The organism is Nocardia brasiliensis NBRC 14402, assembly GCF_000308475.2.
GTDB lineage: Bacteria > Actinomycetota > Actinomycetes > Mycobacteriales > Mycobacteriaceae > Nocardia > Nocardia brasiliensis.
In genome coordinates this window covers 1-26510 of sequence record NZ_BAFT02000078.1, presented here as the reverse complement: position 1 = coordinate 26510, position 26510 = coordinate 1, and the positions used below count along the sequence as shown (strand labels likewise).

Below are 26510 nucleotides of genomic sequence, written 5' to 3'. Positions count from 1 at the left end.
AGTGACTTCACTGCGAGTCACGCAGGATACTCGGTCGACAGCTGTCCCGGGGTGCTACTTGCCGTGTCATCAACTGTGTTGCGGCCGAAGGGAACCCGCGCACCGCGGGATTGTGGACCGGGTGGATACGTCGGATGAATTTCGCCTAGGTCTCCGAGCCCGCCGAAGAGCGCACTCGGGCAACGTTTTCCAGCACGGTCGCGGCGTGCTCGTCGAATCGTTCTCGGGAGACCGGGATCTCGCCGTCCAGCCAGGGCCGGTAGAGATAGGCCAAGGCGCCGAAGATGGCGCTGGCGTTGAGGGCGCTGTCGTGCTCGTCGGGTCCGGGATCGGTGTAGTCGCCGGCGCCGATCGTCAAAGCGATCGGCGCCGTGAATAGTCCGATGAGCTGATTGGCGCGGGGCATGAGCACCGGGGTGGCCTGCGACTCGACGAACATGATCCGGCCGCGGCGGCGATCCTCGGTGAGGTAATCGGTGAACACGGAGACCAGGTGCCGGAACATGGCGGCGCGCTCGAGCGGGGCCGAGGGTAACGCCGCGAGTAGTCGGTCCCGGGCGCCGAGCACCACGGTGTCGAGCACGGTGGTGAGCAGTGCGTCGAGATTAGGGAAACTCTCGTAGAAATAGCGCTCGGTGAGCCCGGCCTGCCTGCATACTCCGCGCATCGAGGTTTCCGCCGCGCCGATCGTCGCCATCAGTTCGGTGCACGCCTCGATCAGCTGGTCGCGGCGCATGGCAACCCGAGCGGCGGGGGACCGGCCGCGCCAGCGGCGCATCCCCGGGATCGCTCCGTCGTCTTCGGCGGCCATGGCGCCATCTTCTCACAGCTCGGATGTGGACATCGGGTGATGTTGACAGCAGTTGATGTCATCAATAGATTGCGAGAACGCTTGTGCTTCGCCGATCAGAGATGAGGATGCGAGATGGGCTCTACTGGATACGTCGATCAGCCGCAGGTGCGTCGCACATGCGCCGTGACCTTCGAGTTCGGTACGGGCCCAGCCGCTTTCCGCTCCGGCGAGCCGACGATCGGGCCCCGCGTCGCGCCGCGGCGGCCGGCGCAGCCGACCGGGCAGCGTCCCGCGATGCTCGCCGAGACATTACCGCAGTCACTGCGCCGCAACGGATTCGAGGTTGTCGTAGACCGGATCGAGTCGGAGGCCGACGGCGTCGTCAGCCTGTGCCTACGCGACCCGGACGGCGATGCCTTGCCGGCCTGGACTCCGGGAGCGCATATCGAGCTGTGTCTGCCGTCCGGCCGACTGCGGCAGTATTCACTGACCAACGACCCGGCCGACCGGGGGTACTACCGCATCGCGGTGCGCTACCTCGAGCACGGCGACGGCGGCTCGCGTGAGGTGCACGAGCGGTTGCGGGTCGGCGACCGGTTGCCGATCCGGGGGCCGCGCAACGCTTTTCCGCTGCTGGCCGCTGCGCGCTATCTGTTCGTCGCCGGTGGGATCGGGATCACGCCGATCCTGCCGATGGTCGTTGCCGCCGAGCGCGCCGGAACACCGTGGCGGCTCATGTATTTCGGCCGATCGCGGGCCAGGATGCCGTTCCTGTGCGAGCTGGCCCGGCTCACCGGCGGGGATGTGGTGGTGCGCCCCGACGACGAATTCGGCCTGCCCGATCCGCGCATGATCTTCGCGCAGACACCTACGGGGGCCGCGGTATACGTCTGCGGCCCGCCTGTGCTCGCCGAAGCCGGCCGGGAGCTGCTCGCACTGCACGACCCGACCGCCACGGTGCACACCGAACGTTTCGCCCCGGCGCCGATGCGGGACAACGCATCCCAATGAACCTGTGAATCCGGCGATCAACGACGCTCGCCGGGTTCGCGGGGCTGAAACGTGAAGCGTGCGCTCGGGTCAGTGTGGGAAGATGCCCGGCAGATCCAGCGCATAGGCGAGATCGGTACGGGTACCGAGGGTGGTCAGCAGCACCCGGATCATGGTGAGCCGCGCCTCGGCGACGGTCGCCGGATCGGGCTCCGCGCCGGGCGCGGTGCCGGACGAGATCCGGTAGACGACGTACTCGCAGACGTGCAGGGCCGCGTCGAGGTCGAGCGGGCTCGGGACCGGACGGCCCAGCTCGGTGAACGTCGCGCGGACCAGGTCGCGGATATCGTCGAGCGCGCGCTCCCGGTAGGCGGACACCGGCGAGGCCGGGTCGTGTAGTTCGGCGAACAGCGGCCGCAGCATCGCGCCGTGCCCGCCGGCCCAGGCCAGATAGGCGTCGATCAGCCGGATACCGAGCTCGACGGGTTCGTCGGTGCCGGTGAGGGCCTCGGCGATGCCGTCGACCAGACCGGCGTTCGAGGTGTCCAGCAGGACGTGCAGCGGCTCGGTCGCGTTGCCGAAGTAGCGGTAGAAGGTCGGCCTGGCCAGCCCGGCCTGCTCGATGATCTGCGCGACGCTCAGTCCGCGAGAACCGTTGCGGGTGAACACCTCCGCGGTGGCCAGCACGATTCTGGCCCGGACCTCCTCGGCCTGCTCGGGGGTCTGCGGCGGGCGGCCCCGCCGCGTGGTCGCCTCGGTCACGACGCGGCGCCACCCACATGGTGCTGCCTCACAGTCGGCAGCCTGCCATGTCTGTGTTCCATGACGAACAGCTTGACACGAAGCGCGGCACGTCCATTAATCTAACACTAGTGTTCAGTTAATGACACGCCGACCGAGAGGGCCGACGATGACCACCGCCTCCCCGCTGGCTGCCGCCGACGCCCTGCCGTCGGCGCTGATCCAGCCCCTGCTCGAGCGTGCCGTCGCGGGCGGCGCGCCGGCCGTCGAGGTGTTCGCGCCCGCCACCGGACGCAAGATCGCCGATCTGCCCCAGTCCTCGGTCGCCGATATCGACCGCGCCTTCGCGACCGCGCGGGCGGTGCAGCAGGAGTGGGCGCGCCGCCCGATCCGGGAGCGGGCCGCCGTGCTGCGCCGTTTCCACGACATCGTGCTGGCCGAGCAGGACGTCGTGCTCGACATCGTGCAGACCGAGACCGGCAAGTCCCGCGCGCACGCCTTCGACGAGGTCGGCGATGTCGCGGTCAACGCCAGGTATTACGCGCAGGTCGCGCCGAAACTGCTCGCCACCCGCAAGCCACGCGGTGTGCTGCCGGTGCTGACCCGGGTCGACGTGCGGCACCGCCCGAAAGGCGTGGTCGCGGTCATCTCACCGTGGAATTACCCGCTCGCCCTGGCCGTCTCCGATGCGCTGCCCGCGCTGGTCGCGGGCAATGCGGTGGTGGCGCGACCGGACAACCAGACCGCGCTCATCGCGCTGTGGGCGATCGACGCCGCCGAACGGGCCGGGCTGCCGAAAGGGTTGTGGCAGGCGGTACTCGGCCGCGGTTCGGTGATCGGCGGCGAGGTGATCGGCCGCGCCGACTATGTCGACTACACCGGTTCCAGCGCCACGGGTCGCACCATCGCGCGGCAGGCGGGCGAGCGGCTCATCGGCTACTCGCTCGAACTCGGCGGGAAGAACCCGCTGGTGGTGCTGGCCGACGCCGACGTTACCCGGGCCGCCAAGATCGCCATCCGCGCCTGCTTCGCCTCGGCCGGGCAGCTCTGCGAATCGATGGAGCGAATCTATGTGCACGAGAAGGTGTATGACCAGTTCGTCCGCGAATTCGTCGGGCACGTCGAGGAAATCACGCTCGGCGCGGACCTGAATTTCGACAGCGACATGGGCTCGCTCACCTTCCCGCGCCAATTGGACACGGTGCGAACGCATGTCGAGGACGCGGTGGCCAAGGGCGCGACGGTGCTCGCGGGCGGGCGGGCCCGTCCCGATCTGGGGCCGTACTTCTACGAGCCGACGGTGCTGAGCGGGGTGCGCCCCGGCATGACCGTGTACCGCGAGGAGACCTTCGGCCCGGTCGTCTCGATCTACCGGGTCGCCAGTGACGACGAGGCGGTCGACGAGGCCAACGACACCGCTTACGGTCTCAACGCCAGCGTGTGGACGAAGGACACCGAGCGGGGCCGCGCGGTCGCGGCGCGGATCAACGCCGGATCGGTGAACGTCAACGAGGGCTTCATCGCGGCCTGGGGCAGCGCCGACGCACCGTCGGGCGGGCTCGGCATCTCCGGCACCGGCCGCCGGCACGGCCCCGAGGGCCTGCTGAAATACATCGACACCCAGACCATCGCGGTGCAGCGGGTACTGCCGATCGCGCCGCTGCCCGGCATGTCCGAACAGCTGTGGGCCAAGACCATGACGCTCTACTTCGGCGTCATGAAAACACTGCGCCAGAAATGACTTCCGGCGATATCGAGCAAAGACAGGGACGGATGAAACTCGACACGGTTGCGGGTAAGAAGGTGCTCGTCACGGGTGCCGCCATGGGCTTGGGCAAGCTGTTCGCCGAACGCGCGGTGCGCGAGGGCGCGGCCGCCGTAGTGCTGTGGGACATCAACGAGGTGGCGCTGAAGGAGACCGCCGCGGAGCTGACCGCGCTCGGCGGCGACATCCACCATTTCGTGGTCGACGTCTCGGCGCCGCAGGCGATCGCCGAGGCGGCGGAGTCCGTCCGCGCCGAGGTCGGCGGCATCGACATCCTGGTCAACAACGCGGGCATCGTGCGCGGCAACAGCTACTTCTGGGACACCGAGAACCGGGCCGACATCGCGCAGACGATGGCCATCAACGCGCACGCCCCCATGTACGTCACGCTGGAATTCCTGCCCGCCATGGTGGCCGGCTCGACCAAGGCGCGCGTGCTGACCATCGCGTCGTCGGCGGGCCTGGTGTCCAACCCGCGGATGAGCGTCTACGCGGCGTCCAAGTGGGCGGCGCTCGGCTGGTCCGATTCGGTACGGATCGAACTCGAGCAGGCGGGTCACCAGCACGTCAAGGTGACCACCGTTTGCCCGACCTACATCAACACCGGCATGTTCGACGGCGCGAAGGGCTTCCTGTTCACGCCGATCCTGGAGCAGGACGAGGTGGTCGACACCTCGTGGCGGGAGATGAAGAACGGGACGCCGCTGGTGATCCTGCCCTGGACCTCGCGGCTCAACAAGGCGATCTCCGGCCTGCTCCCGATCAAGCTGCGCGACCTTTTCCTCAACTCGGTCGGGGTCTACCACTCGATGGACGAGTTCACCGGGCGCAAGAAGTAGCGCCTCAGCCGGTCGGCCTGGTGCCGATCACGACGGTGGCGTACTGCTCCGCGGAGGCGGCGATCCGGCCGGCGAGTCCGTGCTCGGCCAGCACCGCGAGCGCGGATTCTGCCTGTGCCGCACCGGCTTCCACCAGCAGGTGGCCGCCGGGGGCCAGCCAGGACCGCGCGCCCGCGGCGACGCGGCGGAAGATGTCGAGACCGTCGGGTCCGCCGTCCAGGGCGGCGCGCGGTTCGTGGTCCCTGGCCTCCGGGGGCATCCGCGCGATCATGTCGGACGGGACGTAGGGGGTGTTGGCGAGCAGGATATCGATGCAGCCGAGCAGTTCCTCGGGAAGCGGATCGAAGAGGTCGCCCTGATAGACCGGGGCGCCGAGCGCGGTCAGGTTGCGGCGCGCGCAGTCCACCGCGATCGGATCGATATCGGCGGCGGCCAGCGTCGCGGGCCGCCGCTCGGCCGCCAGGGTCGTGGCGAGGGCCAAGCCCAAAGCGCCTGAGCCGCAACACAGATCGACCACCACCTGATGCCGGGTCCGGGTGCGAGCCAGCGCGGCCGCTTCCTCGACCAGGAACGCGGTGCGCTGCCGCGGTACGAAGACGCCCGGCGCGACCACGACGCGTAAGCCGTGGAACTCGGCCCAGCCGAGCAGATGCTCCAGCGGCGTCCCCGCGACGCGCCGGGCCACCAGATCGTCCAGCTCGGCCCCGGTCTCGGCCGCGGCGGCGGTGAGCAGGCGGGCCTCGTCCTCGGCGAAGACGCAGCCCGCCGCCCGCAGCGTCGCGACCACCTCGGTTCTACCTGCCATCACCCGGCCATCCTGCCGTGCCCGGATCAGGTCTGGCCAGCGGTTATCCGGTGACGTCGCGCACGGACCACGACCCCCGCGCACCTTCCGCCATCCGTGCGCGTGTCAGTCGCCGGACACGCGCGCGGCGTGACGGGGCGTGTTCGGCGTGACGGGGCGTGTTCGGCGTGACGGGGCGTGTTCGGCGTGACGGGGCGTGCGCGGCGTGACGGGGCGTGCGCGGCGTGACGTCACGCGCATGTTTCGCCGTCACGCGCGCGTGTCGATCGACAGACACGCGCGCGGCGTGGCAAGACGTGCGCGGCAGGACAAGACGTGCGCGACGTGACAGGACTTGCGCGGCAGGACCGGATGCGCGGGCGGAACGGGGCGTGCGAGGGCGGGTTGCCAGCCGCTTAGCGGCGAGCCGGCGTCAGCGTGCGGTGTCCAGTTGGAAGGTGCGGGTTGCGTCGAGGTAGATGCCGCGCTGGGATTGGCGCGAGGGCGGGGGCAACTGCGAGACCAATTGATCCAGCGACGTGGTCGCGCCGACCACGCGGGTGCCCGCGACGATGAAATCGGCGACCGCGCGCCGGATGTGGTTGGGGGAGGTGACCACCACGGCGCTGGTCGCGCCGACATCGCGCAACATCTTGGTGGCGAACAACGCGTTCTGTACGGTCGAACCGGCCCGGTTCTCCACGTGGATGCGGGTCGGCGGTACGCCGTGCCCGATCAGCCAACCGGCCATGGCGTCTGCCTCGGCGATCCCGTTCTGCGGGTTGCCGCCGGTGACCACGATCGGCGACAGCGGCGCCGCGATCGATTGCAACCAGGCCGCGATCAGGCGGTTCACCAGTTCGGGGCGCAGCGCGCCGTCCGGCAGCAGCCCGTAGCCGAGCACGACGATGCCGGTCTCCGGGCCGATCAGCGCGGGCATCGGGTTGGGCAGCGTGCCGACCGCCGCGCCGATGGCGCCGAGCACGTTGTTGGTACCCGCCGCCAATTGCGGATCGAGGATGTTCAACCGCGCCATGGCGTCGGCGAGCGCGGGCAGGTCGTTCGCGTAGTGCGACCAGATCGCTTGCAGGGCAAGGGCTTCGGCGTCGTTGGGGTCCGCGCCGATCAGGTTGCGCAGGTCGGCGCGGCCGGCGACGTCGTCGCCGTCGGTGAAGTTGCGCTGGGCGGAGTTGTAGAGGGCGTCCGTCTCCGGTCCGGCCGCGGCCGGAACCGCGGACAGCGCGGTCAGGGTGAGCGCCGCGAGCACCGTCGCGGCGAGATGTGTCCAGTGCCTCGAGATCTTCACTACAGTCGACACCTTTCCGCGAATCAGACCGGGTTGGGCACGTGCTGGCAGTTAGCCGGGGGCAAGCAGTGCCCACCATACGGCGGGTTGATCTGGAAATCACGTATTAACCGGGGGGATTCTGAGTTTTATTTTTGGGCACGGGGACAAACCGGGCGCCGCCGGCGGGCGAGTTGCCGCAGATGTCCGATGCGCCCTCGGCGCGGGCCCGGAGCCGTTGGGCGGTGCCACCGCGCGCGCCCGATAAGGTGTCACAACGTGGATACCGTTTCGCTGACCGGCAAGGAACTCGCCGCCGCCCTCAACGCCGACACCAAGCAGCGCGCTGCCGCGCACGCCGAGTCCGGTGCCGCACCGCGCCTGGCGCTGATCGTGGCGAACGACGACCCGGCCAGCGCCTGGTACGTCAACTCGCTGCGCAAGGCCGCCGAGCGGCTCGGAATCGCTTGCGACACCGTCGATCTCGGCGCCGATGCGAGCGCGGAGACGATCCGCGCGGAACTCGCGGCGCGCAGCGCGGATCCCGAGACCGACGGGATCATGCTGCAGACGCCGCTGCCCGCCGGCATCACGCTGGAGGATGTGAGCTCCGCGATCGCCGCGCCGAAGGACGTCGACGGGGTGAGCCCGCTCTCGCTCGGGCTGCTCGCCTCCGGGCTCGAGGGTTTCGTCGCCGCGACCTCCGAGTCGGTCGTCGAGCTGCTCAAGCACCATCAGGTCCCGCTCGCCGGGAAGCATGTGGCCGTCGTCGGTCGCTCCAATATCGTCGGCAAGCCGCTGGCCCAGCTGCTGCTCGCGGAGAACGCCACGGTCACCGTCTGCCACTCGAAGACCACCGACCTGCCCGCCGTCACCTCGGCCGCCGATATCGTCGTCGCCGCCGCGGGCCGGATCGGCCTGGTCACCGGCAAGCACATCCGCGAGGGTGCGGTGGTGGTCGACGTCGGCACCAACGAGGCCGCCGACGGCAGCATCGTCGGCGATGTCGACGCGGAATCGGTGCGCGGCAAGGCCGCCGCCCTCACCCCCGTCCCCGGCGGCATCGGCCCGGTGACCACCGCCCTGCTGATGCGCCACGTCGTCGTCGCGGCGGAGCACGCCCGCCGCTGACCTTTCCGGGGCACAGTTTCCTCGCCACTTCCGACGGCCGGACCCGGCCCGTAAGGCTCCGGGTCCGGCCGTCGGCGTATTTCGGCCGCCGGCGCGAGGCTGTCGTGAAACTCTTGTGCGTCAGGTCACAGCATGAGTAGCATGCTACTCATTAAGTGAGACATGTTACTTAGGCAAGTGGCATGCCATCACAGCTTGGCTCTGTGCTGTGGAGGAAAGAAAATGGATGCGCTGCAGGCGAATACGATCCGGAAGATCACCCGCCGGATCGTGCCGCTGCTGGTGATCGGCTACATCGTGAGCTACATCGATCGGATCAATGTCAGCTTCGCGAAGTTCGGTATGGAGGAGACGTTCGGGATGAGCGCGACCCAGTACGGGTTCGTCGCGGGCATCTTCTTCGTCGGCTACGTGCTCGCCGAGGTGCCGAGCAACATCGTCATGACCAAGGTCGGCGCGCGGATCTGGCTCAGCCGGATCCTGGTGACCTGGGGCATCATCGCGACCCTGACCGCGTTCGCGGTCAACGTGGAGATGGTCTACCTGCTGCGCTTCCTGCTCGGCGTGGCCGAGGCGGGCTTCTTTCCCGGCATCATCGTGTATCTCACCCGCTGGTACCCGAATGCCGAACGCACCAAGGTGATTTCGACCGTCATGGTGGCAATCCCGGTGGCCAGCGTGCTCGGCAGTCCGCTCAACGGCTGGATCCTCGACACCTTCGACGGCGCACTGGGATTGGACGGCTGGCGCTGGGTGTTCATCGTCGGCGGCATCCCGGCGGTGTTGCTCGGCGTGGTGTTCTTCTTCGGGCTCACCGAGACGCCCGCGCAGGCGAAATGGCTCAGCGACGCCGAACGGGCTTGGCTCACCGAGACATTGGCGGCCGAGAACGCCGAACGCGCGCAGACCGCCCCCGCCGGGCATCTCGCCGCACTGCGGAACAAGCGCGTCCTCGCGCTGTGCCTGGCCTACTTCCTGCTGCTGTGCGGTGCGTACCCGCTGGCCTACTGGATGCCGACGGTGGTCAAGGAGGTCGGGCACGGCCTGAGCAGCACGCAGATCGGCTGGCTGTCGGCGGTGCCGTTCCTGCTCGCCGCGATCGGAATGTATGTCACCGGACGGTTGGTGCGCGACGAACGTTCCTCGAAACCGGTGCTGGTCGCCCTGGCGATCTCGGTGGTCGCCTTCACCGTGACGGCGTTCGCGCTCGGCTCGCCGCTGCTGGCGTTCACCGCGATCACCGTGGCGACCATGGCGGCGCAGACGGCGAAGCCGCTGTTCTGGGCGGTGCCGACGGCGTATCTGGCCGGCGTCGGCGCGGCCAGCGGTATCGCGCTGATCAATTCGCTCGGCAACGCGGCCGGATTCGTCAGTCCGTACGCGTTCGGCTGGATCAAGGACGCGTCCGGCGGGCACACCAGTTTCGCGATCGCGGTGATGATCCTGGCCAACGTGGGCGCGCTGGGCGTGGTCGGCGCGATCGCGGTGCGGTCGAAGGCGCGCCGCGCCTCGAAGGTGCCGAGCGCCTGAGCGACTATGCTGGTGAATCGCCCGGGGCCGCTGTGCCACGGGCGTTTTCCCGTTGCGTCGGTCCATTTGAAGAGGTGCCTTGTCGGAGGATGCGGTAGACAGCAAGTCCGAGCAGATCGCGGCCGAGATCCGGGACGCGATCCGGCAGGGGCGGCTCGAGCGTGGCGTGCTGTATTCGTCGCGCGAACTGGGCGAACGGTTCGGGGCCTCGCGGACGCCGGTGCGTGAGGCGCTGTTGAAGCTGGCCGATCTGGGCCTGGTCAAGATCGAACGCAATCGGGGCGCACGGGTGCTCGGCCAGGACGGGCGCGGCATCGTCGACCTGTGCAGCCTGCGCGTGCTGCTGGAGCCGCCGGCCTGTCGCAGCGCCGCGGCGGTGATGACCAGCCGCGACGACGAGGCGATGCTGGCCGAATACCGGATCATGGAACGCACCGCCGACGGCGGCGCCGAATACTTCGCCGCCGACGAACGCCTGCACGAACTGATCCTGGAGGCCAGCGGCAATCGCCGGCTGGCCAAGTTCGTCGCCGAACTGCGCCAGACCCTCGCCCTGGACGGCAGGCACAGCGTGCCGCGGTACCAGACCGTGGACACGGCCCTGAAGGACCACTGGGACATCATCGACGCCCTGCGCAAACGCGACGGCGTCGCGGCCGAACGCGCGATGCGCAAGCATCTGGTCCGCTCCGGTGACCTGCTCGTCGCGCACAGCAGCGCCGACAACCGCGGCCTGGTCGCCGAATGGCGTCGCTGGGTCTCGGTCTCGGTCCCCGAAGGCGACCAAGTCACCTACTGACCGACCCCTCGCCGTCCCGTGGCTGACCTCTAAGTGAGAGTTGCATGCTACTCGTTGAGAGTAGTATGTTTCTCATATTAAGTGGGCTGCTACTCGGCAGCTGGTCCGGCGAAGGGACATTCGTGAATTCCAACTCTTATGCGGCGTCGGTCGCCAGAGGTATCTGGGCGGCGGAGGTGGATCTGGTCGGGTACGTGCCGTCGGTGAGCGTGGCGCCCGTCATCAACGCGCTGGTGCAGACCAGCGGGGGTGCGGCGGGCCGGTCCGAGCGGGTCTTTCCGCTGTCCAGGGAGGAGGAGGCGGCGGGCGTGCTGGGCGCGCTGCCGCTCACCGGCAAGCTCGGCGCGATCGTCATGCAGGACAACGGCTTCGGTAACGCGCTGACCGCGCTGACCACCTTCAACCTGGCCTACCACCTGCCGCTGCTGATCGTCGCGAACACGCGCGGCGGCCTCGGTGAATACAACTCGATGATCCACACGTTCAGCCAGCATGTCCCCGGCGTGCTCATGCGTTTCGGCCTCCCGTTCTTCGAATTGGACCGGCGCAGTACGGCTTCGGATTGGGAACAGGTGGTGACCGAGGCGGGCGTCCACGCGCGCATGACATTTCGGCCGGTGGTGGTGCTCGCCCACTTCTGGGCGACCGACGGAAAGGCCGCGTGATCGTGCAACGCATCGACGCTCTGCGACTTGTCGCCGAGCAAACCGCCGACCTGCCCGTCGTCGTGACCTGCGCCGCCTCCAGCCGGGAGCTGGCCGCCGTCGCCGACCGCCCCAACCACCTGTATCTGCTCGACGCGATGGGCCTGGCCGGGTCGGTCGCCACCGGGATCGCCCTGGGCCTCGCCGATACCGGGGTGCCGAAGGTGGTGACCGTCGAGGGTGACGGTTCTTTGCTGATGAACCCGAATGTGCTTGCCACGGGCGGTTTCCTGCGCCCCTCGAAGCTGGTGCTGGTGCTGCTGGACAACGGCGTCTATGGCGCGACCGCGAACCTGCCGACCTACGGTTCGCGCATCGACCTGGGGGAGCTGGCGACCGCGGCGGGCTGGACCGTGCTGCGGGCCGCCGATCCCGAACAGCTGTCGGCCCGGCTCGCCGAATCGCTGACCTTGGACGGCCCGGTGTTCCTGCATGTGCGGATCGCGGTGGGCAACGCGACCGGCGTGCCGAAGCTGCTGGCAAATCCGGTGGTGCTCGGCCGCCGGTTCCAGGACTGGCTGGCGGCCCGGGTGACCGAGGCGGCCCGATGATCACCACGATCGACCCGGCCACCGGAAATCCGCTCGAGGCATACGCTTTCACCCCCGACCATCAGCTGTCCACCCTGCTGAACCGGGCCGTCACGGCCGCGCGCCGGGCGGCCGACGAGCCGGTCGCGGACCGGGCCGACCGGCTGCGCCTGCTGGCCGCCCGCCTGCGTGCCGACGCGCCGGTGCTGGCGGCGCTGATCACCACCGAGATGGGCAAACCCATCACCCAGGCTGCCGCGGAACTCGAAAAGTGCGCCCTCACTTGCGATTACTACGCCGACCGGGTCGCCGATCTGCTGCGGCCGGAAGCGGTCGACGTGTTCCCGGAGAGCGGGCAGATCCGCGTCCGCCCGCTGGGCGTGCTGCTCGCGATCATGCCGTGGAACTACCCGTTCTGGCAGGTGTTCCGGTCGATGCTGCCCGCCCTCGCGATCGGGAACACGGTGCTGCTCAAGCACGCCGACAACGTCACCGGCTGCGCCGTCGCCGTGCAGCGGCTGTTCGACGAGGTGTGCGGCACCGGCGTGCTGACCAGTGTGGTGCTGCCGCCGGACCGGATCGGCCCGCTCATCGACGACGCCCGTATCGCCGCCGTCGCGTTCACCGGCAGCAATCGGGTCGGCGCGATCGTCGGTGCGCGCGCGGGCGCGGCGGTGAAGAAGGTCGTCCTGGAACTCGGCGGCTCCGATCCGTTCATCGTGCTCTCCGACGCCGATATCGCGGCCGCCGCGGCCGCGGCGGTGCGTTCCCGGTTCCTCAATGTCGGGCAGAGCTGCATCGCCGCGAAGCGAATCATCGTCGAACAGCGCGTCTTTCCCGATTTCACCGACGCCATGGTGGCCGAGCTGGACAAACTCGTCGTCGGCGACCCGATGTTGCCCGGCACCGATATCGGACCGATGGCACGGGCCGACCTGCGCGACGAGTTGCGCAGACAGCTGACCGCGACACTGGCCGCGGGCGGCACGGTATTGACCGGCGGCGCAGCCGATTCCGGCCCGGGCGCCTGGTTCCCGCCGACCATCGTGACCGTGCCGGACACGTATGCCGTTGCCTTTCAAGAGGAAACATTCGGTCCGCTCGGCGCGGTGCTGCCGGTCGCTTCGGCCGCCGCCGCGCTCACCGCCGCCAATGCCTCCGCCTACGGCCTGAGCTGTTCGATCTGGGGCGCAGACCTCGGGCGGGTACAGCAACTCGCGGACCGGGTCGCGGCGGGTTCCGTCTTCGTCAACCGCATCTCCGAATCCGACCCGCGCCTGCCCGTCGGCGGGGTCAAAGCCAGCGGGCACGGCCGGGAGCTGAGCAGCTACGGCGCCACCGAATTCGCCAATATCCAGGCGGTACGCACCGCCTCTTCCGCGAGGAGCAGTCGATGACCATCACCCGTGTCCGAGCCCGCGTCGTCGGTATCCCGGTCGACAAGCCGACCCGAATGTCCAACCGCGACTTGACCGATCGGCACTACGTGCTGGTCGAGATCACCGACGACAGTGGCGCGACCGGGCTCGGCTACACCTACGCCGGGACCAGCGGCGGCACGCTCACCAAATGCGCGATCGACGATGTGCTGGCGCCGGTGTACCTCGGCGCGGACCACAACGACGTGTCCGGCCTGTGGAGCCTGGCCTATCAGGAGGCGCTGCTGGCGGGCCGGCGCGGTGCGGTGCTGCGGGCGCTGTCGGCGATCGACATCGCGCTGTGGGATCTGCGCGCGAAGCGGGCGGGCCTGCCCCTGGTGAGTCTGCTCGGCGGCGCGACGGCTCCGCTGCCCGCCTACGCATCGGGTGGCTACTACCGGCCCGACGAGGGCGAGTGGACGCAGGCGGTGCGCAAGGAGATCGAATTCAATGCGGGCCAAGGCTTTACCGATCACAAGATCAAGGTCGGCGGTCTGAGCGTGGCCGAGGACGCGCGCCGGGTGGCCGCCGCGATCGAGGCCATCGGCGATACCGGCCGGCTCGCGCTCGACGCCAACAACGCCTACCGCTCCGTGCACGAAGCCCGCACCGCCATCGAGGCTTTCGAGCGCGCGGCGGGCGAGCAGGGACTGTGGTGGTTCGAGGAGCCGCTCGCCCCCGACGCGATCGCCGGGCACGGCGCACTGGCCGCGCAGATCCGCACCCCCGTCGCCACCGGCGAAATCCACCAGACGCGTTGGGAATTCCGTCAGCTCATCGAAGCGGGTGCGGCCGCGGTCCTGCAGGCCGACGCCGGTGTCGTCGGCGGCGTCACCGAATGGCTGCGGGTCGCGCACGCCGCGGACGCGTTCGGCTTGCAGATGGCGCCGCACTGGCACCACAACCTGCATGTGCACCTGTGCGGCGCGGTGAGCAACACGCTCGTGGTCGAGTACTTCGCGCTGGAGAAGGGCATCTACAACTTCGAACGGCTGCTCACGCCCGAGACCCGGCTGCGCTACGGGGCCAACCAGGTGCACATCCCGTCGCGTCCCGGGCTCGGCATCGAATTCGACGAGCGGGCTGTCGCCGAGTACGAATTCGCCTGACGCCCAGTCTCATTGGCCGGGACTGATGGCACTGATCAGCGTGCGCGCCCCGTCTTTGGTGGTGGTGACCAGCTGCGGGTTGTAGGTGACCGGGGTGCGGCCGGGCCGGTTCTCGGTCACCACCACCATGTACTGCCCGGCGAACGCGCCCGGCGTGATCGCGACGCAGTAGGTGGTGCCGACCGGGATGGTGTCGATACCGCGCTGGATGGCCTCGGCCGACTCCACCGCGGCATCGGGGGTCGTCGCCGCACGGACCTCTGCGCCGGAACGCGCGACGTAGTACGCGTGCTGGAAAGCGAAGATCGCGGCCGGGCCGGAGTCGAATCCGCCCGGATCGTTGCCCTTGATCCGGTTGCCGACCCGTTCGGCCTCGCACGGTGCGCCCGGTGCGGCGGCGGGCACCAGGGTCTGCGTCGGCGCGGCCGCGGTGTCGGGCGCGGAGTTGCCGCCGAACACCACGAACGCGACGGCCGCCAGCGCGCCGGCCACGACCACGCCCAGCGCGGGAATCAGCCACCGCTTCGCCGAGCGCCTGCCGCGGGACCGGTCGATCAGCCCGCTGAACTCGTCTTCGAAATAGCCGGACTGGTAACCGGGTTCGTAGGCCGGCTCGGGTTCCGGTTCCGGCAGCCGGTCCATCCAATCCGAGTACGCCCCCTGATACCGGTCGTCGGGTCCGGACGGCTGGTCCGGTCCGCCGCGTCGCATCATCTGTGGCCCCCGCCCGTAATCGTTGTCGGGCCGTGAGCCCATCTCCGGTCGATCCATCGCCCCACCTTCTTCAGGTCATACCGCCAGGTTATCCGCAGCGTTCCCGGAATGCAGCAACGCTCGGACCCGCAGGTCCCGCCGACGATGCCGTCGCCCCGGGCAGAATACTGCTCATTTGCGGGCGTACCCGCGCATCGAGCAGGTACCGGTCGGTAAGTCTCGCGAAATGGGCGAATTGACCGAATCGAGCCAGGGGGATCAGGTAAGTCGACAGTGCTAGCAGGTTGCGGTGTCCAAAGCCGCCAACAGCGTGCGCAGGGTTTCGCGCTGCTCGGGGGTGAGGGTGGCGAAGAGTTCTTCGGCGGCTGCGCGGCGTGCTTCGGCCATGCGACCGAGGGTGGCGCGACCGGTGTCGGTGAGCGTGACGAGGGTGGCGCGGCGGCTGGCCGGATCGGTCGTGCGGTGCACGAGTCCCGCGGCGCTGAGTGCGTCGACGACGGTGGTCGCCGAGCGGGGGACGATGCCGAGCCGCTCGGCCAGCGCGGTCATCCGCAGCGGTTCTTGCTGGTGGCCGATGATCCGCAGGGCGCGGGCCTGAGCGGGGGTGAGGCCGAGCGGAGCGAGCCGGGACGACTGATTGCGGCGGATCCGCTTGGCCGCGCGCAGGAACAGTTCGGGGAGGTCGGTCTCGGCGGTCTCCATGATTCTGAGCATAACTCATTGTTTCGGGAACAATTATGAGCCATGCTCAGTTTCATGACGTAGTTCCTCGGAAGGAGCCGCCTATGCAGCCCCCAGCTCAGCTTCGCCGGATCGTCCGGCTGTTCCACCCCTATCGGGCCCGCTTGGCCGCGGTCGCCGCGCTCGTCGGTCTCTCCTCGGTGGTCGCGCTGGCCTCGCCGTTCATGCTGCGCGCGGTGCTCGACGACGCGCTGCCGCACGGGCGCACCGGCCTGCTCACCCTGCTCGCCGCGGGCATGGTCGCGGTCGCGGCGCTGACCAGTGTGTTCGGCGTCTTGCAGACCTACATCTCGACCACCGTCGGCCAGGACGTGATGCACGATCTGCGTTCGGCGGTGTATGCGCAGCTACAGCGAATGCCGTTGTCCTTCTTCACCCGAACGCGCACCGGCGAGGTGCAGTCGCGCATCGCCAACGATATCGGCGGCATGCAGTCCACCGTCACCTCTACCGCGACCTCGCTGGTCTCGAACTTCACCACGGTGCTCGCCGCGATCGTCGCCATGATCGTGCTGGACTGGCGGCTCACGCTGGTCTCGCTGGTCATGCTGCCCTTCTTCGTCTGGGTGAGTCGCCGGGTCGGCAACGAGCGCCGCAAGATCACCGCCCAGCGCCAGCAGAAACTGGCGGGCATGTCGGCGATCGTGGAGGAGTCGCTCTCGGTCAGCGGCATCCTGCTCGGCCGCACGATGGGCCGGGCGCCCGCGCTGGTGGACGGTTTCGCGCGCGAATCGCGCGGGCTGGTCGATCTGGAGATCCGGGCGAGCATGGCGGGGCGGTGGCGGCAGTCGACCATCACGATCGTCATGTCGGCGATGCCCGCGGTGATCTATTGGGCAGCGGGACTGACCGTCACGGCGGGCAAGCCGCTGGTGTCGATCGGCACGCTGGTCGCGTTCACCACCCTGCAGACCACGCTGCTGCGCCCGATGGTGCAGTTGCTCTCCACCGGCGTCGAGGTGCAGAGTTCGCTCGCGCTGTTCGGCCGGATCTTCGAATACCTCGATCTGAAGCCGGATATCGAGGAACCCGCGCGGCCGGTCCCGCTCGGTCCGGTGACCGGCGCGGTGCGCTTCGAACACGTCGGGTTCGCTTACGCGGCGGGTGATCGAGAGGTGCTGCGCGATATCGACATCAGCGTGCCGGCCGGGACGAGCCTGGCCGTCGTCGGCGAAACCGGTTCCGGCAAGACCACACTCGGCTACCTGGTGGCCCGGCTCTACGACGTGAGTTCCGGACGGATCACCATCGACGGAAAAGACGTGCGCGAGTTGTCCTTCGCCGATCTCGCCGGTGCGGTCGGGGTGGTCTCGCAGGAGACCTACCTGTTCCACGCCTCGGTCGCGGACAATCTGCGGTTCGCGAAACCCGATGCGACAGAACAGGAACTGCATGCCGCCGCGCGCGCCGCGCAGATCCACGACCACATCATGAGCCTGCCCGAGGGCTACGCCACCATGGTGGGCGAGCGCGGTTACCGGTTCTCCGGGGGCGAGAAGCAGCGGCTGGCGGTGGCCCGTGCGATCCTGCGCGATCCGCCGATTCTGGTGCTCGACGAGGCGACCAGCGCCTTGGACACCCACACCGAGCAACAGGTGCAGCAGGCCATCGACGCGCTCTCGGCCGGGCGCACCACGATCACCATCGCGCACCGCCTGTCCACCATCCGCGACGCCGACCAGATCGTCGTGCTCGACCAGGGGCGCGTCGTGGAGAGCGGCACGCACGACGAGCTCATGGCGCGTGAAAACCGATACGCGGCGTTGGTTTCCCGCAACGAGGCGCTACCTGCCGCGGCGTGAGCGCGGTCAGGCCGAGGTCGGGCGCACCCGCAGATGCTCGACCAGGAAGGCGGTTTCGTCGGCCATGACCTGGTCGAAATCGGGCGACACGTAGATGTCGAAGTGGCCCGCCCGGTACTCGTGCACCTCGACGTTCGGCCCGGCGGCCGCGGCGTAGCGCAGGGTGCGGCCGGGCGGCGCCACGCTGTCGGTCAGGCAAACGCCGAGGAAGACCGGGCAGGCGATCTTGCGCAGAGCGCGGCCGGGCCGGTACAGGGGGAGGGTGAGCCCGATCCGTGCGGCGATCGCATCGTGGTGGGTGAACTCGGCGGGCACCAGGCCGGTGTAGCCGGGGGCGGCGTCCGGCGCGTTCATCAGGGCCGTCGTGCCGGGCGCGCCGGTCAGCGGGACGGTGACCGGCGCGCGGCGCAGCACGGCCGCGCCGACGTCCAGCCCGGCCCGGACCGCGATGCCCAGCAGCGGCCGCAGCCCGACGGTCGTCGCCGAGGTCGGTCCGTCGGTGAACGGGCACTGCGAGACGACCGCCGCGACGCGCCGGTCCCGTGCCGCCACCTGCAGCACGTGGCCGCCGCTGAAAGATGTGCCGAACAAAGCGATTCGGGACGGATCGATCCCGTCGAGGGTGCTCGCGTAGTCGATCGCCGCCGACCAGTCCGCCAACTGGCGGCTGATGCTCAGCAGTTGACGCGGCGTACCATCGCTCGCGCCGAAATGCCGATAGTCGAAGACCAGGGCGGCGATGCCGGCGGCGGCGAAACGTGCGGCGAAAGCGTCGAGGCGCATCTCCTTCACCGCGCCGAGCCCGTGCGCCAGCACGACCAGGGGGACGTCGCCGTCCACGGTCTCGGGGCGATACAGCCAGCCGCGCAGTGTCGTTCCGTGCGAACGGAATTCGATGTCCGAACGTGGTGCCATCCGTCAGCTCCTGATGCCATCGAAAGAGACCGTGTGTCCCATTTGCTCGATCATGGCACGAATCGGAGCCGTAGTACCGGGTGGCGCCCGTCACAGCCTGCGGACCGCCGTCACCGCGCTGTCGTGCGGTGACGGTGGCGGTTGCTCACCAGTGCGTGGTGACGGGATCGCCGATATTGATCGTGTAGTAGACCCACGCGGCGTCATCCGGGGCCAGGTTGATGCAGCCGTGGCTCACGTTCGAGTTGCCCTGCTGCTCCACCGACCACGGCGCGGAATGGATGTACACCCCGCCCCAAGTCAGGCGCTCGGCGAATTCGCCGTTGATCACATAGCCCTCGGGCGAACTCAGCGGGATGCCGATCGTCCTGGAGTCGAACACGACCGAGCGTGCCTTCTCCAGCACCGGGAACCGGCCGGACGGCGTCTCGAAGCCGGGCTTGCCCATCGAGGCGGGCATTGTCCTGGATTCGCCGCCGACGGTCAGCGTGAAGGTGTGGGCGGACATATCGGCGTCACCGTAAACGCCTACGTTGGTACGGAATTCGGTGCGGGCCTGGCCGACGCCGACGCTGATCCGGGCGTTGGTGGGCAGATACCCGGTCGGCGTCCAGACGACCTCCCGGTCGGTCGTCCACGCGAACGTGCCGGGCAGTGGATCGGTGGCCCGGATATCGACGGTGCGTTCCGTGGCGGCCCGATCGGCGACCGGTTGCGCGAACCGGATGGTGACCGGGTGGGCGACGCCCACCACCTGCCCGTCGGATGGCCCGATCAGTTCGATCGGATTGGCTGTCGCCGTACCGGCCATACCGGCCGTCGCGGTACCGGACCACCAGATGGCCATTGCCGCGACCAAGATCATCAAGAACAGATACCGGAGCACATTTCTCATGGCTCCACCCCTTACGAGATATGGGTAGGCAAGAATGCAATTTTAGGCCTCATGATCAACTCGATCCACGAATCGATCCCGGCCGTAGTCCAGTCGTAACCGGACCATGCCCCTCTCTATGTTGCCTACCCGCCTTGCCGTCCGCCAAACCCGCCGAAAGTCCCACCAAACGATCGTTCGTGCAGATCAGCGGCTTGCATGCGGGGCAAGATCGCACTCACCCCGTGGCACGCGCCGGACTGATCAGGACGGCTCGAGGGTGCGCAGCCGGGGTTCGAGTTCCTGCTGGAAGAAATCGATGAAGCCGTCCGGGTCCGGTCCCGCGTTCTGCATGACCAGATGGTCGAAACCTGCGTCGACGTACTGCTGCGCGACCTCGACGTAGCGGGAAGGGTCTGGGCCACAGGCGAATTGCGCCAGCACGTCCTCTTCGCGCACGGTGCGCGACGCCGCGTCGAAATTCACCGGGTTGGGCAGTTCGCTCATCACCTTCCAGCCGGTGAGTGCCCAGCGGCTGGTCTCCAGCACCGCCTTGGCCGCGGTCGACTCGTCGAGGGCCCACGCCATGGGCACCTCGGCGTAGCGGGGACCGTCCCCGCCGCTGTCGCGATAGTGCCCGATGATCTCCGGCTTCGGCTCGGTGGCGAACAGTCCGTCGCCGAGTTCGGCGGCGATCCGGGCCGACGGCGGCCCACTGGCCGCGACCGCGATCACGGGCAACTGCTCGGGCAGATCGAAAACCCGCGCGTCCGACAGCGACAGGTAGCGCCCGTCGTAGGACTGATAACCGCCGCGCCACAGCAGCCGGATGATCTCCAGCGCCTCGCGCAACATCTCCTGCCGGATCCGGGCGTCCGGGAACTCGCGGGCGACCACATGCTCGTTCAACCGCTCACCGGAACCGACGCCCAGCGTGAACCGGCCGTCGGAGACCAGCGCCAGCGTCGCCGCGGCCTGCGCGATGATCGCCGGGTGGTAGCGCACCGTCGGGCAGGTCACGCCGGTGGCCAGGCCGATCCGTTCGGTCTGCGCGGCGATCGCGCCGAGCACGGTCCAGGCGAACGGGGAATGGCCCTGTTCGTCCAACCACGGATGGTAGTGATCGCTGATCTCGACGAAGTCGAATCCCGCCGACTCCGCCCGAATCGCTTGGCGCATCAGTTCTTTCGGCCCGAATGCCTCCGCGGCCAACTTGTATCCGAGCTGCACGGCTACCTCCTCGGCACTGTCGGGCACGGCCGTTCGACCGTGCTCACCTGGCGTTCAGCGCCGACATACCCGGCCGGGCGGACCGGAAACCCGCGGGCTACTTGCGCAGGGCGTGCACCACGTCGGCGTGCAGCGCGTCGGCGCGGGCCACCAGCTCCTCGATCCGGAGCAGCACCGGAGCGAAACGGTCGCCCTCGGCGGCGGGCAGCGAGGCCACGTTGATCTCGATATTGAGCTGCGAGCTCGCGGCGGCGGCGCGGCACGCGTCGGCGGCGGCGCCGATATCGGTGACCACGTTCGGGTTGCCGATCGGGAACAGCTCGCCGGCCAGCGAGAGCACCTCGTCGGCCTCGTCGACGACGGCGGCCGGCACCCGCGCCGCCTCCAGCAGCGCGGCATTGATGGCCGCCGTGCGGGCGGACTCTTCTTCGGGCGTGCCCTTGGGCAGCTTGTAGGCCGCGCCCACCGCGGTGAACGCGGCGGCGTCGGCGTCGGCGAGGGCGAGCGCCCGGCCCCGGGCGGCGTCGGCGGCCTCGATGACACGGTCGACCACGGGCCGGTTGTCAGCGTCCTTGGCCCGGGTGGTGTAGCGCGCGACCATCGCGACCAGGGCGGCGGCCTGCGCGGCGTGCAGCGCGGCGACCGCGCCGCCGCCGGGCGCGGGGATCTTGGCGGCCAGGTCGGACAGGTACTGCGCGAGCGTGGCCGCGCCGAAGGACGATGCTGTTTCCTGGGACGACGTGCTCGGCTGCGACACGGGTGGGTGGCCTTTCGATATCCGGCGAGGGGGAGCGGTGCGCGGTCAACGCTACCGGTTGGCCGTCGCACCCGGCCCACTGCACCGGCCGCCCGTATACGGCGTTATGTTGAGTGCCATGCGGATCGGATTGAGCATCAACTACTCGGGCGGTTTCAAAGAGGCGGCCGCCGAGGTCGTGGACCTCGAACGGGCCGGTCTGGACATCGTGTTCGTGCCCGAGGCCTATTCCTACGACGCGGTGAGCGCGCTCGGCTACCTCGCGGCCAAGACGTCACGGCTGGAGCTGGCCTCCGGCATCCTGCAGATCTACACCCGTACGCCCAGCCTGACCGCGATGACCGCGGCCGGTCTCGACTTCGTCTCCGACGGCCGCTACATCCTCGGCCTCGGCGCCTCGGGCCCGCAGGTGATCGAGGGCTTCCACGGCGTGCCCTACGACGCGCCGATCGGCCGCACCCGGGAACTGGTGGAGATCTGCCGCAAGGTGTGGCGGCGCGAGCGGCTCGAATACCACGGCAAGTACTACCAGATCCCGCTGCCCGAAGGACAGGGCACCGGGCTCGGCAAGGCGCTCAAGCTCATCAATCACCCGGTGCGCGAACGGATTCCGGTGCTGCTCGCCTCGCTCGGCCCGAAGAACGTCGAGCTGACCGCGGAGATCGCCGAAGGCTGGCAGCCGGTCTTCTTCCTGCCGGAGAAGGCGAAGGACGTGTGGGGCGATGCCCTGGCCGCCGGTCTGGCCAAACGCGACCCGCAACTCGGCGACCTGCAGGTCTACGCGGGTCCGGCGCTGGCCATCGGCGACAACGTCGAACCGCTGCTGGCGTTCGTCAAACCGTATCTGGCCCTCTATATCGGCGGCATGGGCGCCAAGGGCAAGAACTTCTATCACACGCTGGCCACCAAGTACGGCTACGGCGCCGAAGCCGACCGCATCCAGGAGCTGTACCTGGCGGGCAAGAAGGAAGAGGCGGCCAAGGCGGTCCCCGACGCGCTGGCGCGCGACGTCTCGCTGGTCGGCCCGGCGGGCTACGTCAAGGAGCGGATCGCCGCGTTCGCCGAGGCAGGTGCGACGGTGCTGAACGTGGTCCCGATGGCGGCCACCCCGGCCGAGCGGGTCAAGCTGATCGAGCAGTTGCGCGGCCTCTGCGACTGAGCCCCGCCTCAGCCGAGCCCGGTCATATCGGCGACGGAGTAGATGCTGCCGCCGCTTTCGGTCTCGCTCCCCTCGATGTCGTCGAGCCAGGGGAGCGCGACCGGCCCGGCGAGGCGGCGACCCGTCGCGAGTTCGTACCGGGAGTACTCGGCTTTGCCGCGATAGCTGATCGCCGACACGGTGGGTCCGTGCACCGACAACGCGACCTTGTCGCGCGGTCCGTGCACGGTCCACTCCTTGGCCACGGTGTTCGTCCCGTCCAGCGGCACCGAAAGCACGTCACCGTTCCTGGTGATCCAGTACAGCTTGCCGTGCGCCACCGTCAACGAACCGCGATGCGTTTCCCAGCCGAAATCGGGCATGTGCAAGGCGGTTTCGGTGCGTGCGCCGTCGGCCGTACGAAATCTCACCAACGTCAGGCCGGTACCCGTGCCGGTCGCGGTCTGCTCGGACGCGTACAGCGTGACCAGTTCGCCGCCGTCCTCGGTGCACGCGGAAGTCGTTGTCACCGGCCGGAATTCCGGGTCGTAGTCCCACTGGCCGCGCGCCACCGGAGTGTTGTTCGCACCGAGTGCGTAGAGCCAGTTCTTCGTCGGGTTCTGCTCGGTGCCGACGAACGATTGCCGCACCACCGCGTAATTGGATTCCCCGCAGTACGAGGTGGTTCCGACGATCCCCGCGACCTGTCCGGCCCGCATCGCCTCGCCCGCGCCGATCGACACGAAGCGATTGACGTACTCGCCGTTGACAACTCCGGTGTTGTACCAGATGGTGGCCGCGCCGCTACCGGGTTGCCCGGCGGCGGCCTGCACAATGGATTCCCGCTCGATCCCGAACTGCTCGCGGCCGTTGCCCGCCAGCGCCGACACCGAATCGGCGAACGAGGTCACGATCCGCCCCGAGCCGGCGAGCACCCGACTATTGCTGACCGCAGCTCCGATCGCTTTCCCGACCACCCGCCCCTCCTGATCGAACACGAAAAGCATTGTCCGATCTTCGTCCCCGACCGCTTCCAACCCGAGCGGCCCGACCACCACCGCCCCGACCGCTCCACCCGGCACCCCACCCACCTCGTCCCCGGGATACTCCCGCCGGTCCGCGCAAGAAGCCGTCAGCGCCAGCACCAACGCAACCGATCCGGCGACCCACCGGCCCCTGACACACACCATGCGAGCGAAGTTCCCACCTTCTCGTAGCAGAGTCACGGGTAATACTTGCGTACCCACCCGGATTTGAAGAGTTCCTTGGGATATACCGAGGGCGTCGGATTCGGGAAGCTGTCCTTCATGTCGATGTCGCCGTTGGACGCGTGCATGTATGCGGCCCAGACGATCTGCGAGCAGTTGTACTGATCGTCCTCGACATTGCGGTTCCAGGCGAAGTTGTTGTTGTAGGACTTCCCGAGTTTGGCGCGGGCGAAGGTCACCGCCGAGGTGCGGATGGCATCGGAGGTCTCGATCCAGCCCAGCTGTGGTTTGCGTACCTGTCGGCGTCCCCCGTTTGTCGCGGTGCGATTGTCGATCTCGTGCACACCCTTGCCCTGTGCCGCTTCGACGGTGTTCGTCGTCGACACGTAGATCCCGTTGTGCCCATGGTTGACCAGCTTATTGATCACCACGAGGTCCGGGCTCGAATCAGCATAGAAGATGTCGCCCTTACCCCTGGCGTCCGGAAGATTCTCGTAGTCGTCTTCGGAGGGACCGTCCGGGCTCTTGACCTCGGTGTACTCCCGCGCCTTGCGTAGTGCCTCGACGAGCACATCGATGACCGGAGCGGCGATCTGCTGCGCCCACCGCTGCGCGGCCGCTATCTGCTGCTCGCCGGTCGTGCCGGGATTGAGGTAGGCCAGTTCCGTCGCGGCCGGGCCGGGAGCCGTCAACAGGCCGCCCTGGAACTGTTGCTCGACGGTCACGTTGTTGTCGCGGCTGGTCTGGTCCCCGGTGGGGTAACCGAACGTGCTGCGTTCGTAGCCGGCTTTTGCCCATTTGTCGAGGATCGATCCACCCACAGGGTGCGCGCCGGTGCCGGGAGACCAGTAGATGACACCGTTCTGAAAGCGATTCATCCGCCCCTGCCCATCGGGCAACACGGTCTCATCGGTGCTCGGGTAGCCGAGCCAACCACCCTCCCAACCGGTTTCGCCCCACTTGTCCCGGATCGCGCCCGCCACGTAGTAGGCCTCGTTGAGTTTCCAGTAGATCGTGCCGCCTTGAAAGTACTGGCGGCGGCCTACTCCGTCGGGATTGACGGCCTCGTCCGACGTCGGGTATCCGAGCGGTCCGCCTTCCCAGCCGTTGCGTTGCCAGGCGGCGAAGAAGTGATTGACCACGGGATGGGCACCGCCGGCCGGGGACCAGTAAATGGGGCCGTTCTGGAACGTCGAGCGCTTACCGACACCATCCGGGTTGGTCAACTCGTTGCTGGTGGGAAACAACAGGAAACTGTTCGGTCCGCCGAGTTCGTTGTATTTGTCGCGAATCGCGCCGCACACCTCGTATGGTGCCGGCCAATACACCTGGCAGCCCGGTGTTTCGCGGGTGGACCGGTGGTCCGGGCGCACGGCCGCGGCGGCCTCCATCGTCTCGGCCTTGTCCGCCTGGGCCTTGCTGAATCCGTCGGGAATGGCTTCGCAGTCCGAACGCATCTTCCCCGGCTCGATCGTGGGGCGGGGGTTGGGTGTCGGAGCCCAAGTTCCCGGCTTCGTCTTCGCTCCGGGAGCGCATCGGCTCTCCGGCGCCGAGGTCGGCGCGGTCGAGGTCGTTGCCGGCGAGCCGGATGCGGGCGGGCTCGATGTCGGCGGGCCGGATGTCGGCGGGCCGAATGTCGGCGGGCTCGATGTCGGCGGGCTCGATCGAGGTGGCCCGCTCGGGACGAGCGTCGTCGAGCCCGGCGCAGCGGTCGTAGTCGACGGCGTAGCGTTCGGCGCCTTCGTTGCTGTCGGCGGCGTCGGCGTCGTGGTCCCGGTGGCAGGCGGGGGCGTCGGACTCGGCTGTGCCAGCACGAGTCCTTCCGTCGTCAAAGCCCCGACCATGGCTACCACCGCCACGGCACGTGCCAGTGAGCGCCGCGATCGCGACACCGCTTCGAACGGACGCTGAATGAAAGCCAATGAACCCACCCCATTCCATGAACCGCGGACAATGGCGTGCCCGTCAGGTATGGGGACCGTAATTGAACCCCCTCTCCGCCGGCCAGCCTCGCACTCCCCAGTTGCGACCAGTTGGTTCCCACCGCCCAGGCCTGCCCCACGCGGCGTGTGCGAGGCAGGGTAGTCATGAAAGGGGTTGCCGAAGAGGGGTTTTCGCGCCCCGGCCGCCCACCCGACCCGACGCCGACTCGTGGAACGGGGGACGTCCGCGGCCTCGCGTCCGCCGCGCCCCCCGGGTCGTGCGGCCGCTGCCTATCGGAGCTGACGTCGAGTCGTGGAACGTGGGGCGTCCGTGGCCTGGTGTCCGCCGCGCCCCCCCCGGGTCGTGTGGCCGCTGCCTATTCGAGCTGACGTCGAGTTGTGGGACGGGGGCGTCCGTGGCTGGTGTTCGCCGTGTCCCCGGGTCGTGCGGCCGCTGCCTATTCGAGCTGACGTCGAGTTGTGGGACGGGGGCGTCCGTGGCTGGTGTTCGCCGTGTCCCCGGGTCGTGCGGCCGCTGCCTATTCGAGCTGACGTCGGGTCGTGGGACGGGGGGCGTCCGTGGCTGGTGTCCGCCGCGTCCCCCGGGTCGTGCGGCCGCTGCCCCGTCGCCCACCGGACCCAACGCCGAGTCGCGCCAGTCGCGCGGCCGCCGCCCATCCGACCCTATGTCGAGTTGTGGAACGTGGGCGTCCGTGGCCTGGTGTCCGCCGACCTCCCGGTCGTGCGGCCGCTCGCCCGTCCGCCACCGGACCCAACGCCGACGTCGCGCC

25 protein-coding genes are annotated in these 26510 nt (G+C 68.9%); 13 read left to right on the top strand and 12 right to left on the bottom strand.

Annotated features, from left to right (window positions below):
• Positions 1 to 145: 145 nt before the first annotated feature.
• Positions 146 to 811 (bottom strand): TetR/AcrR family transcriptional regulator, encoded by a 666-nt coding sequence (locus tag TY25_RS27955; RefSeq protein WP_042260940.1) that lies wholly within the window; start codon positions 809 to 811, stop codon positions 146 to 148.
• 114 nt (positions 812 to 925) lie between these two features.
• On the opposite strand from TY25_RS27955, the gene TY25_RS27950 reads away from it, so the two are divergent.
• Complete coding sequence (locus tag TY25_RS27950; protein WP_081869150.1) at positions 926 to 1804, top strand: ferredoxin reductase; 879 nt, start codon at positions 926 to 928, stop codon at positions 1802 to 1804.
• 69 nt (positions 1805 to 1873) lie between these two features.
• Here TY25_RS27950 and TY25_RS27945 read toward each other — a convergent pair whose 3' ends face one another.
• Positions 1874 to 2545, bottom strand: coding sequence for a TetR/AcrR family transcriptional regulator (locus TY25_RS27945; protein ID WP_042260939.1), 672 nt, complete (start codon positions 2543 to 2545; stop codon positions 1874 to 1876).
• 148 nt (positions 2546 to 2693) lie between these two features.
• Here TY25_RS27945 and TY25_RS27940 point away from each other — a divergent pair, with 148 nt between their 5' ends.
• Positions 2694 to 4265, top strand: coding sequence for a succinic semialdehyde dehydrogenase (locus tag TY25_RS27940; protein WP_042260937.1), 1572 nt, complete (start codon positions 2694 to 2696; stop codon positions 4263 to 4265).
• 32 nt (positions 4266 to 4297) lie between these two features.
• Positions 4298 to 5128 (top strand): SDR family NAD(P)-dependent oxidoreductase, encoded by an 831-nt coding sequence (locus TY25_RS27935; RefSeq protein WP_042260935.1) that lies wholly within the window; start codon positions 4298 to 4300, stop codon positions 5126 to 5128.
• A gap of 4 nt (positions 5129 to 5132) precedes the next feature.
• Here the strand turns inward: TY25_RS27935 and TY25_RS27930 are convergent, their stop codons facing one another.
• Both TY25_RS27930 and TY25_RS27925 read right to left on the bottom strand, forming a co-directional pair.
• Positions 5133 to 5933 (bottom strand): putative protein N(5)-glutamine methyltransferase, encoded by an 801-nt coding sequence (locus TY25_RS27930; protein WP_042260932.1) that lies wholly within the window; start codon positions 5931 to 5933, stop codon positions 5133 to 5135.
• Positions 5934 to 6345: 412 nt separating this feature from the next.
• Complete coding sequence (locus tag TY25_RS27925; protein WP_052383234.1) at positions 6346 to 7218, bottom strand: YdcF family protein; 873 nt, start codon at positions 7216 to 7218, stop codon at positions 6346 to 6348.
• A 258-nt stretch (positions 7219 to 7476) separates the two neighbouring features.
• Here TY25_RS27925 and TY25_RS27920 point away from each other — a divergent pair, with 258 nt between their 5' ends.
• The 7 genes from TY25_RS27920 to TY25_RS27890 all read left to right on the top strand — a co-directional run bounded on the left by TY25_RS27920 (position 7477) and on the right by TY25_RS27890 (position 14418).
• Complete coding sequence (locus TY25_RS27920) at positions 7477 to 8328, top strand: bifunctional 5,10-methylenetetrahydrofolate dehydrogenase/5,10-methenyltetrahydrofolate cyclohydrolase (protein ID WP_042260931.1); 852 nt, start codon at positions 7477 to 7479, stop codon at positions 8326 to 8328.
• 222 nt (positions 8329 to 8550) lie between these two features.
• Positions 8551 to 9858 (top strand): MFS transporter, encoded by a 1308-nt coding sequence (locus TY25_RS27915; RefSeq protein ID WP_042260930.1) that lies wholly within the window; start codon positions 8551 to 8553, stop codon positions 9856 to 9858.
• 79 nt (positions 9859 to 9937) lie between these two features.
• Complete coding sequence (locus TY25_RS27910) at positions 9938 to 10657, top strand: GntR family transcriptional regulator (RefSeq protein WP_029899080.1); 720 nt, start codon at positions 9938 to 9940, stop codon at positions 10655 to 10657.
• Positions 10658 to 10779: 122 nt separating this feature from the next.
• Complete coding sequence (locus tag TY25_RS27905; RefSeq protein ID WP_042260927.1) at positions 10780 to 11322, top strand: thiamine pyrophosphate-binding protein; 543 nt, start codon at positions 10780 to 10782, stop codon at positions 11320 to 11322.
• A complete protein-coding gene (locus tag TY25_RS27900; RefSeq protein ID WP_226887282.1) occupies positions 11319 to 11912 on the top strand; it encodes a thiamine pyrophosphate-dependent enzyme in 594 nt (197 codons plus the stop codon). Before TY25_RS27905 ends, TY25_RS27900 begins: the two co-directional genes overlap by 4 nt.
• Complete coding sequence (locus TY25_RS27895; RefSeq protein WP_042260926.1) at positions 11909 to 13288, top strand: aldehyde dehydrogenase family protein; 1380 nt, start codon at positions 11909 to 11911, stop codon at positions 13286 to 13288. The genes TY25_RS27900 and TY25_RS27895 overlap by 4 nt, the downstream gene beginning before the upstream one ends.
• Positions 13285 to 14418 (top strand): mandelate racemase/muconate lactonizing enzyme family protein, encoded by a 1134-nt coding sequence (locus TY25_RS27890; RefSeq protein ID WP_042260924.1) that lies wholly within the window; start codon positions 13285 to 13287, stop codon positions 14416 to 14418. Before TY25_RS27895 ends, TY25_RS27890 begins: the two co-directional genes overlap by 4 nt.
• A gap of 9 nt (positions 14419 to 14427) precedes the next feature.
• Here TY25_RS27890 and TY25_RS27885 read toward each other — a convergent pair whose 3' ends face one another.
• Complete coding sequence (locus TY25_RS27885) at positions 14428 to 15189, bottom strand: DUF8176 domain-containing protein (protein WP_146153928.1); 762 nt, start codon at positions 15187 to 15189, stop codon at positions 14428 to 14430.
• A gap of 219 nt (positions 15190 to 15408) precedes the next feature.
• On the bottom strand, positions 15409 to 15834 hold the full coding sequence (locus tag TY25_RS27880; protein ID WP_226887283.1) for a MarR family winged helix-turn-helix transcriptional regulator: 426 nt from the start codon (positions 15832 to 15834) through the stop codon (positions 15409 to 15411).
• 83 nt (positions 15835 to 15917) lie between these two features.
• Between TY25_RS27880 and TY25_RS27875 the strand changes: the two genes are divergently transcribed.
• On the top strand, positions 15918 to 17675 hold the full coding sequence (locus TY25_RS27875) for an ABC transporter ATP-binding protein (protein WP_042260920.1): 1758 nt from the start codon (positions 15918 to 15920) through the stop codon (positions 17673 to 17675).
• 6 nt (positions 17676 to 17681) lie between these two features.
• Here TY25_RS27875 and TY25_RS27870 read toward each other — a convergent pair whose 3' ends face one another.
• From TY25_RS27870 to TY25_RS27855, 4 genes are all read right to left on the bottom strand, one after another.
• Positions 17682 to 18590, bottom strand: a complete 909-nt coding sequence (locus tag TY25_RS27870; RefSeq protein WP_042260919.1) for an alpha/beta hydrolase — start codon at positions 18588 to 18590, stop codon at positions 17682 to 17684.
• Between the two features lie 145 nt (positions 18591 to 18735).
• Positions 18736 to 19485 carry a L,D-transpeptidase gene (locus tag TY25_RS27865; protein WP_042260916.1) on the bottom strand — a complete coding sequence of 250 codons (750 nt, stop codon included), beginning with the start codon at positions 19483 to 19485 and terminating at the stop codon, positions 18736 to 18738.
• 243 nt (positions 19486 to 19728) lie between these two features.
• Positions 19729 to 20694, bottom strand: coding sequence for a TIGR03557 family F420-dependent LLM class oxidoreductase (locus TY25_RS27860; protein ID WP_042261016.1), 966 nt, complete (start codon positions 20692 to 20694; stop codon positions 19729 to 19731).
• Positions 20695 to 20791: 97 nt separating this feature from the next.
• The gene (locus TY25_RS27855) at positions 20792 to 21451 is read right to left on the bottom strand and encodes a cyclodeaminase/cyclohydrolase family protein (protein WP_014986220.1); all 660 of its coding nucleotides are present in this window, start codon (positions 21449 to 21451) and stop codon (positions 20792 to 20794) included.
• 118 nt (positions 21452 to 21569) lie between these two features.
• Here TY25_RS27855 and TY25_RS27850 point away from each other — a divergent pair, with 118 nt between their 5' ends.
• The gene (locus TY25_RS27850) at positions 21570 to 22610 is read left to right on the top strand and encodes an LLM class F420-dependent oxidoreductase (RefSeq protein ID WP_042261013.1); all 1041 of its coding nucleotides are present in this window, start codon (positions 21570 to 21572) and stop codon (positions 22608 to 22610) included.
• 8 nt (positions 22611 to 22618) lie between these two features.
• On the opposite strand, the gene TY25_RS27845 is transcribed toward TY25_RS27850, so the two are convergent.
• Positions 22619 to 23671 carry a hypothetical protein gene (locus TY25_RS27845; RefSeq protein ID WP_146153929.1) on the bottom strand — a complete coding sequence of 351 codons (1053 nt, stop codon included), beginning with the start codon at positions 23669 to 23671 and terminating at the stop codon, positions 22619 to 22621.
• Between the two features lie 140 nt (positions 23672 to 23811).
• Complete coding sequence (locus TY25_RS43275; protein ID WP_052383232.1) at positions 23812 to 25254, bottom strand: YiiX/YebB-like N1pC/P60 family cysteine hydrolase; 1443 nt, start codon at positions 25252 to 25254, stop codon at positions 23812 to 23814.
• On the opposite strand from TY25_RS43275, the gene TY25_RS40820 reads away from it, so the two are divergent.
• Positions 25232 to 25708: a hypothetical protein gene (locus tag TY25_RS40820; RefSeq protein WP_052383231.1), complete on the top strand. Its 477-nt coding sequence runs from the start codon at positions 25232 to 25234 to the stop codon at positions 25706 to 25708. The genes TY25_RS43275 and TY25_RS40820 overlap by 23 nt on opposite strands.
• Positions 25709 to 26510 lie beyond the last annotated feature (802 nt).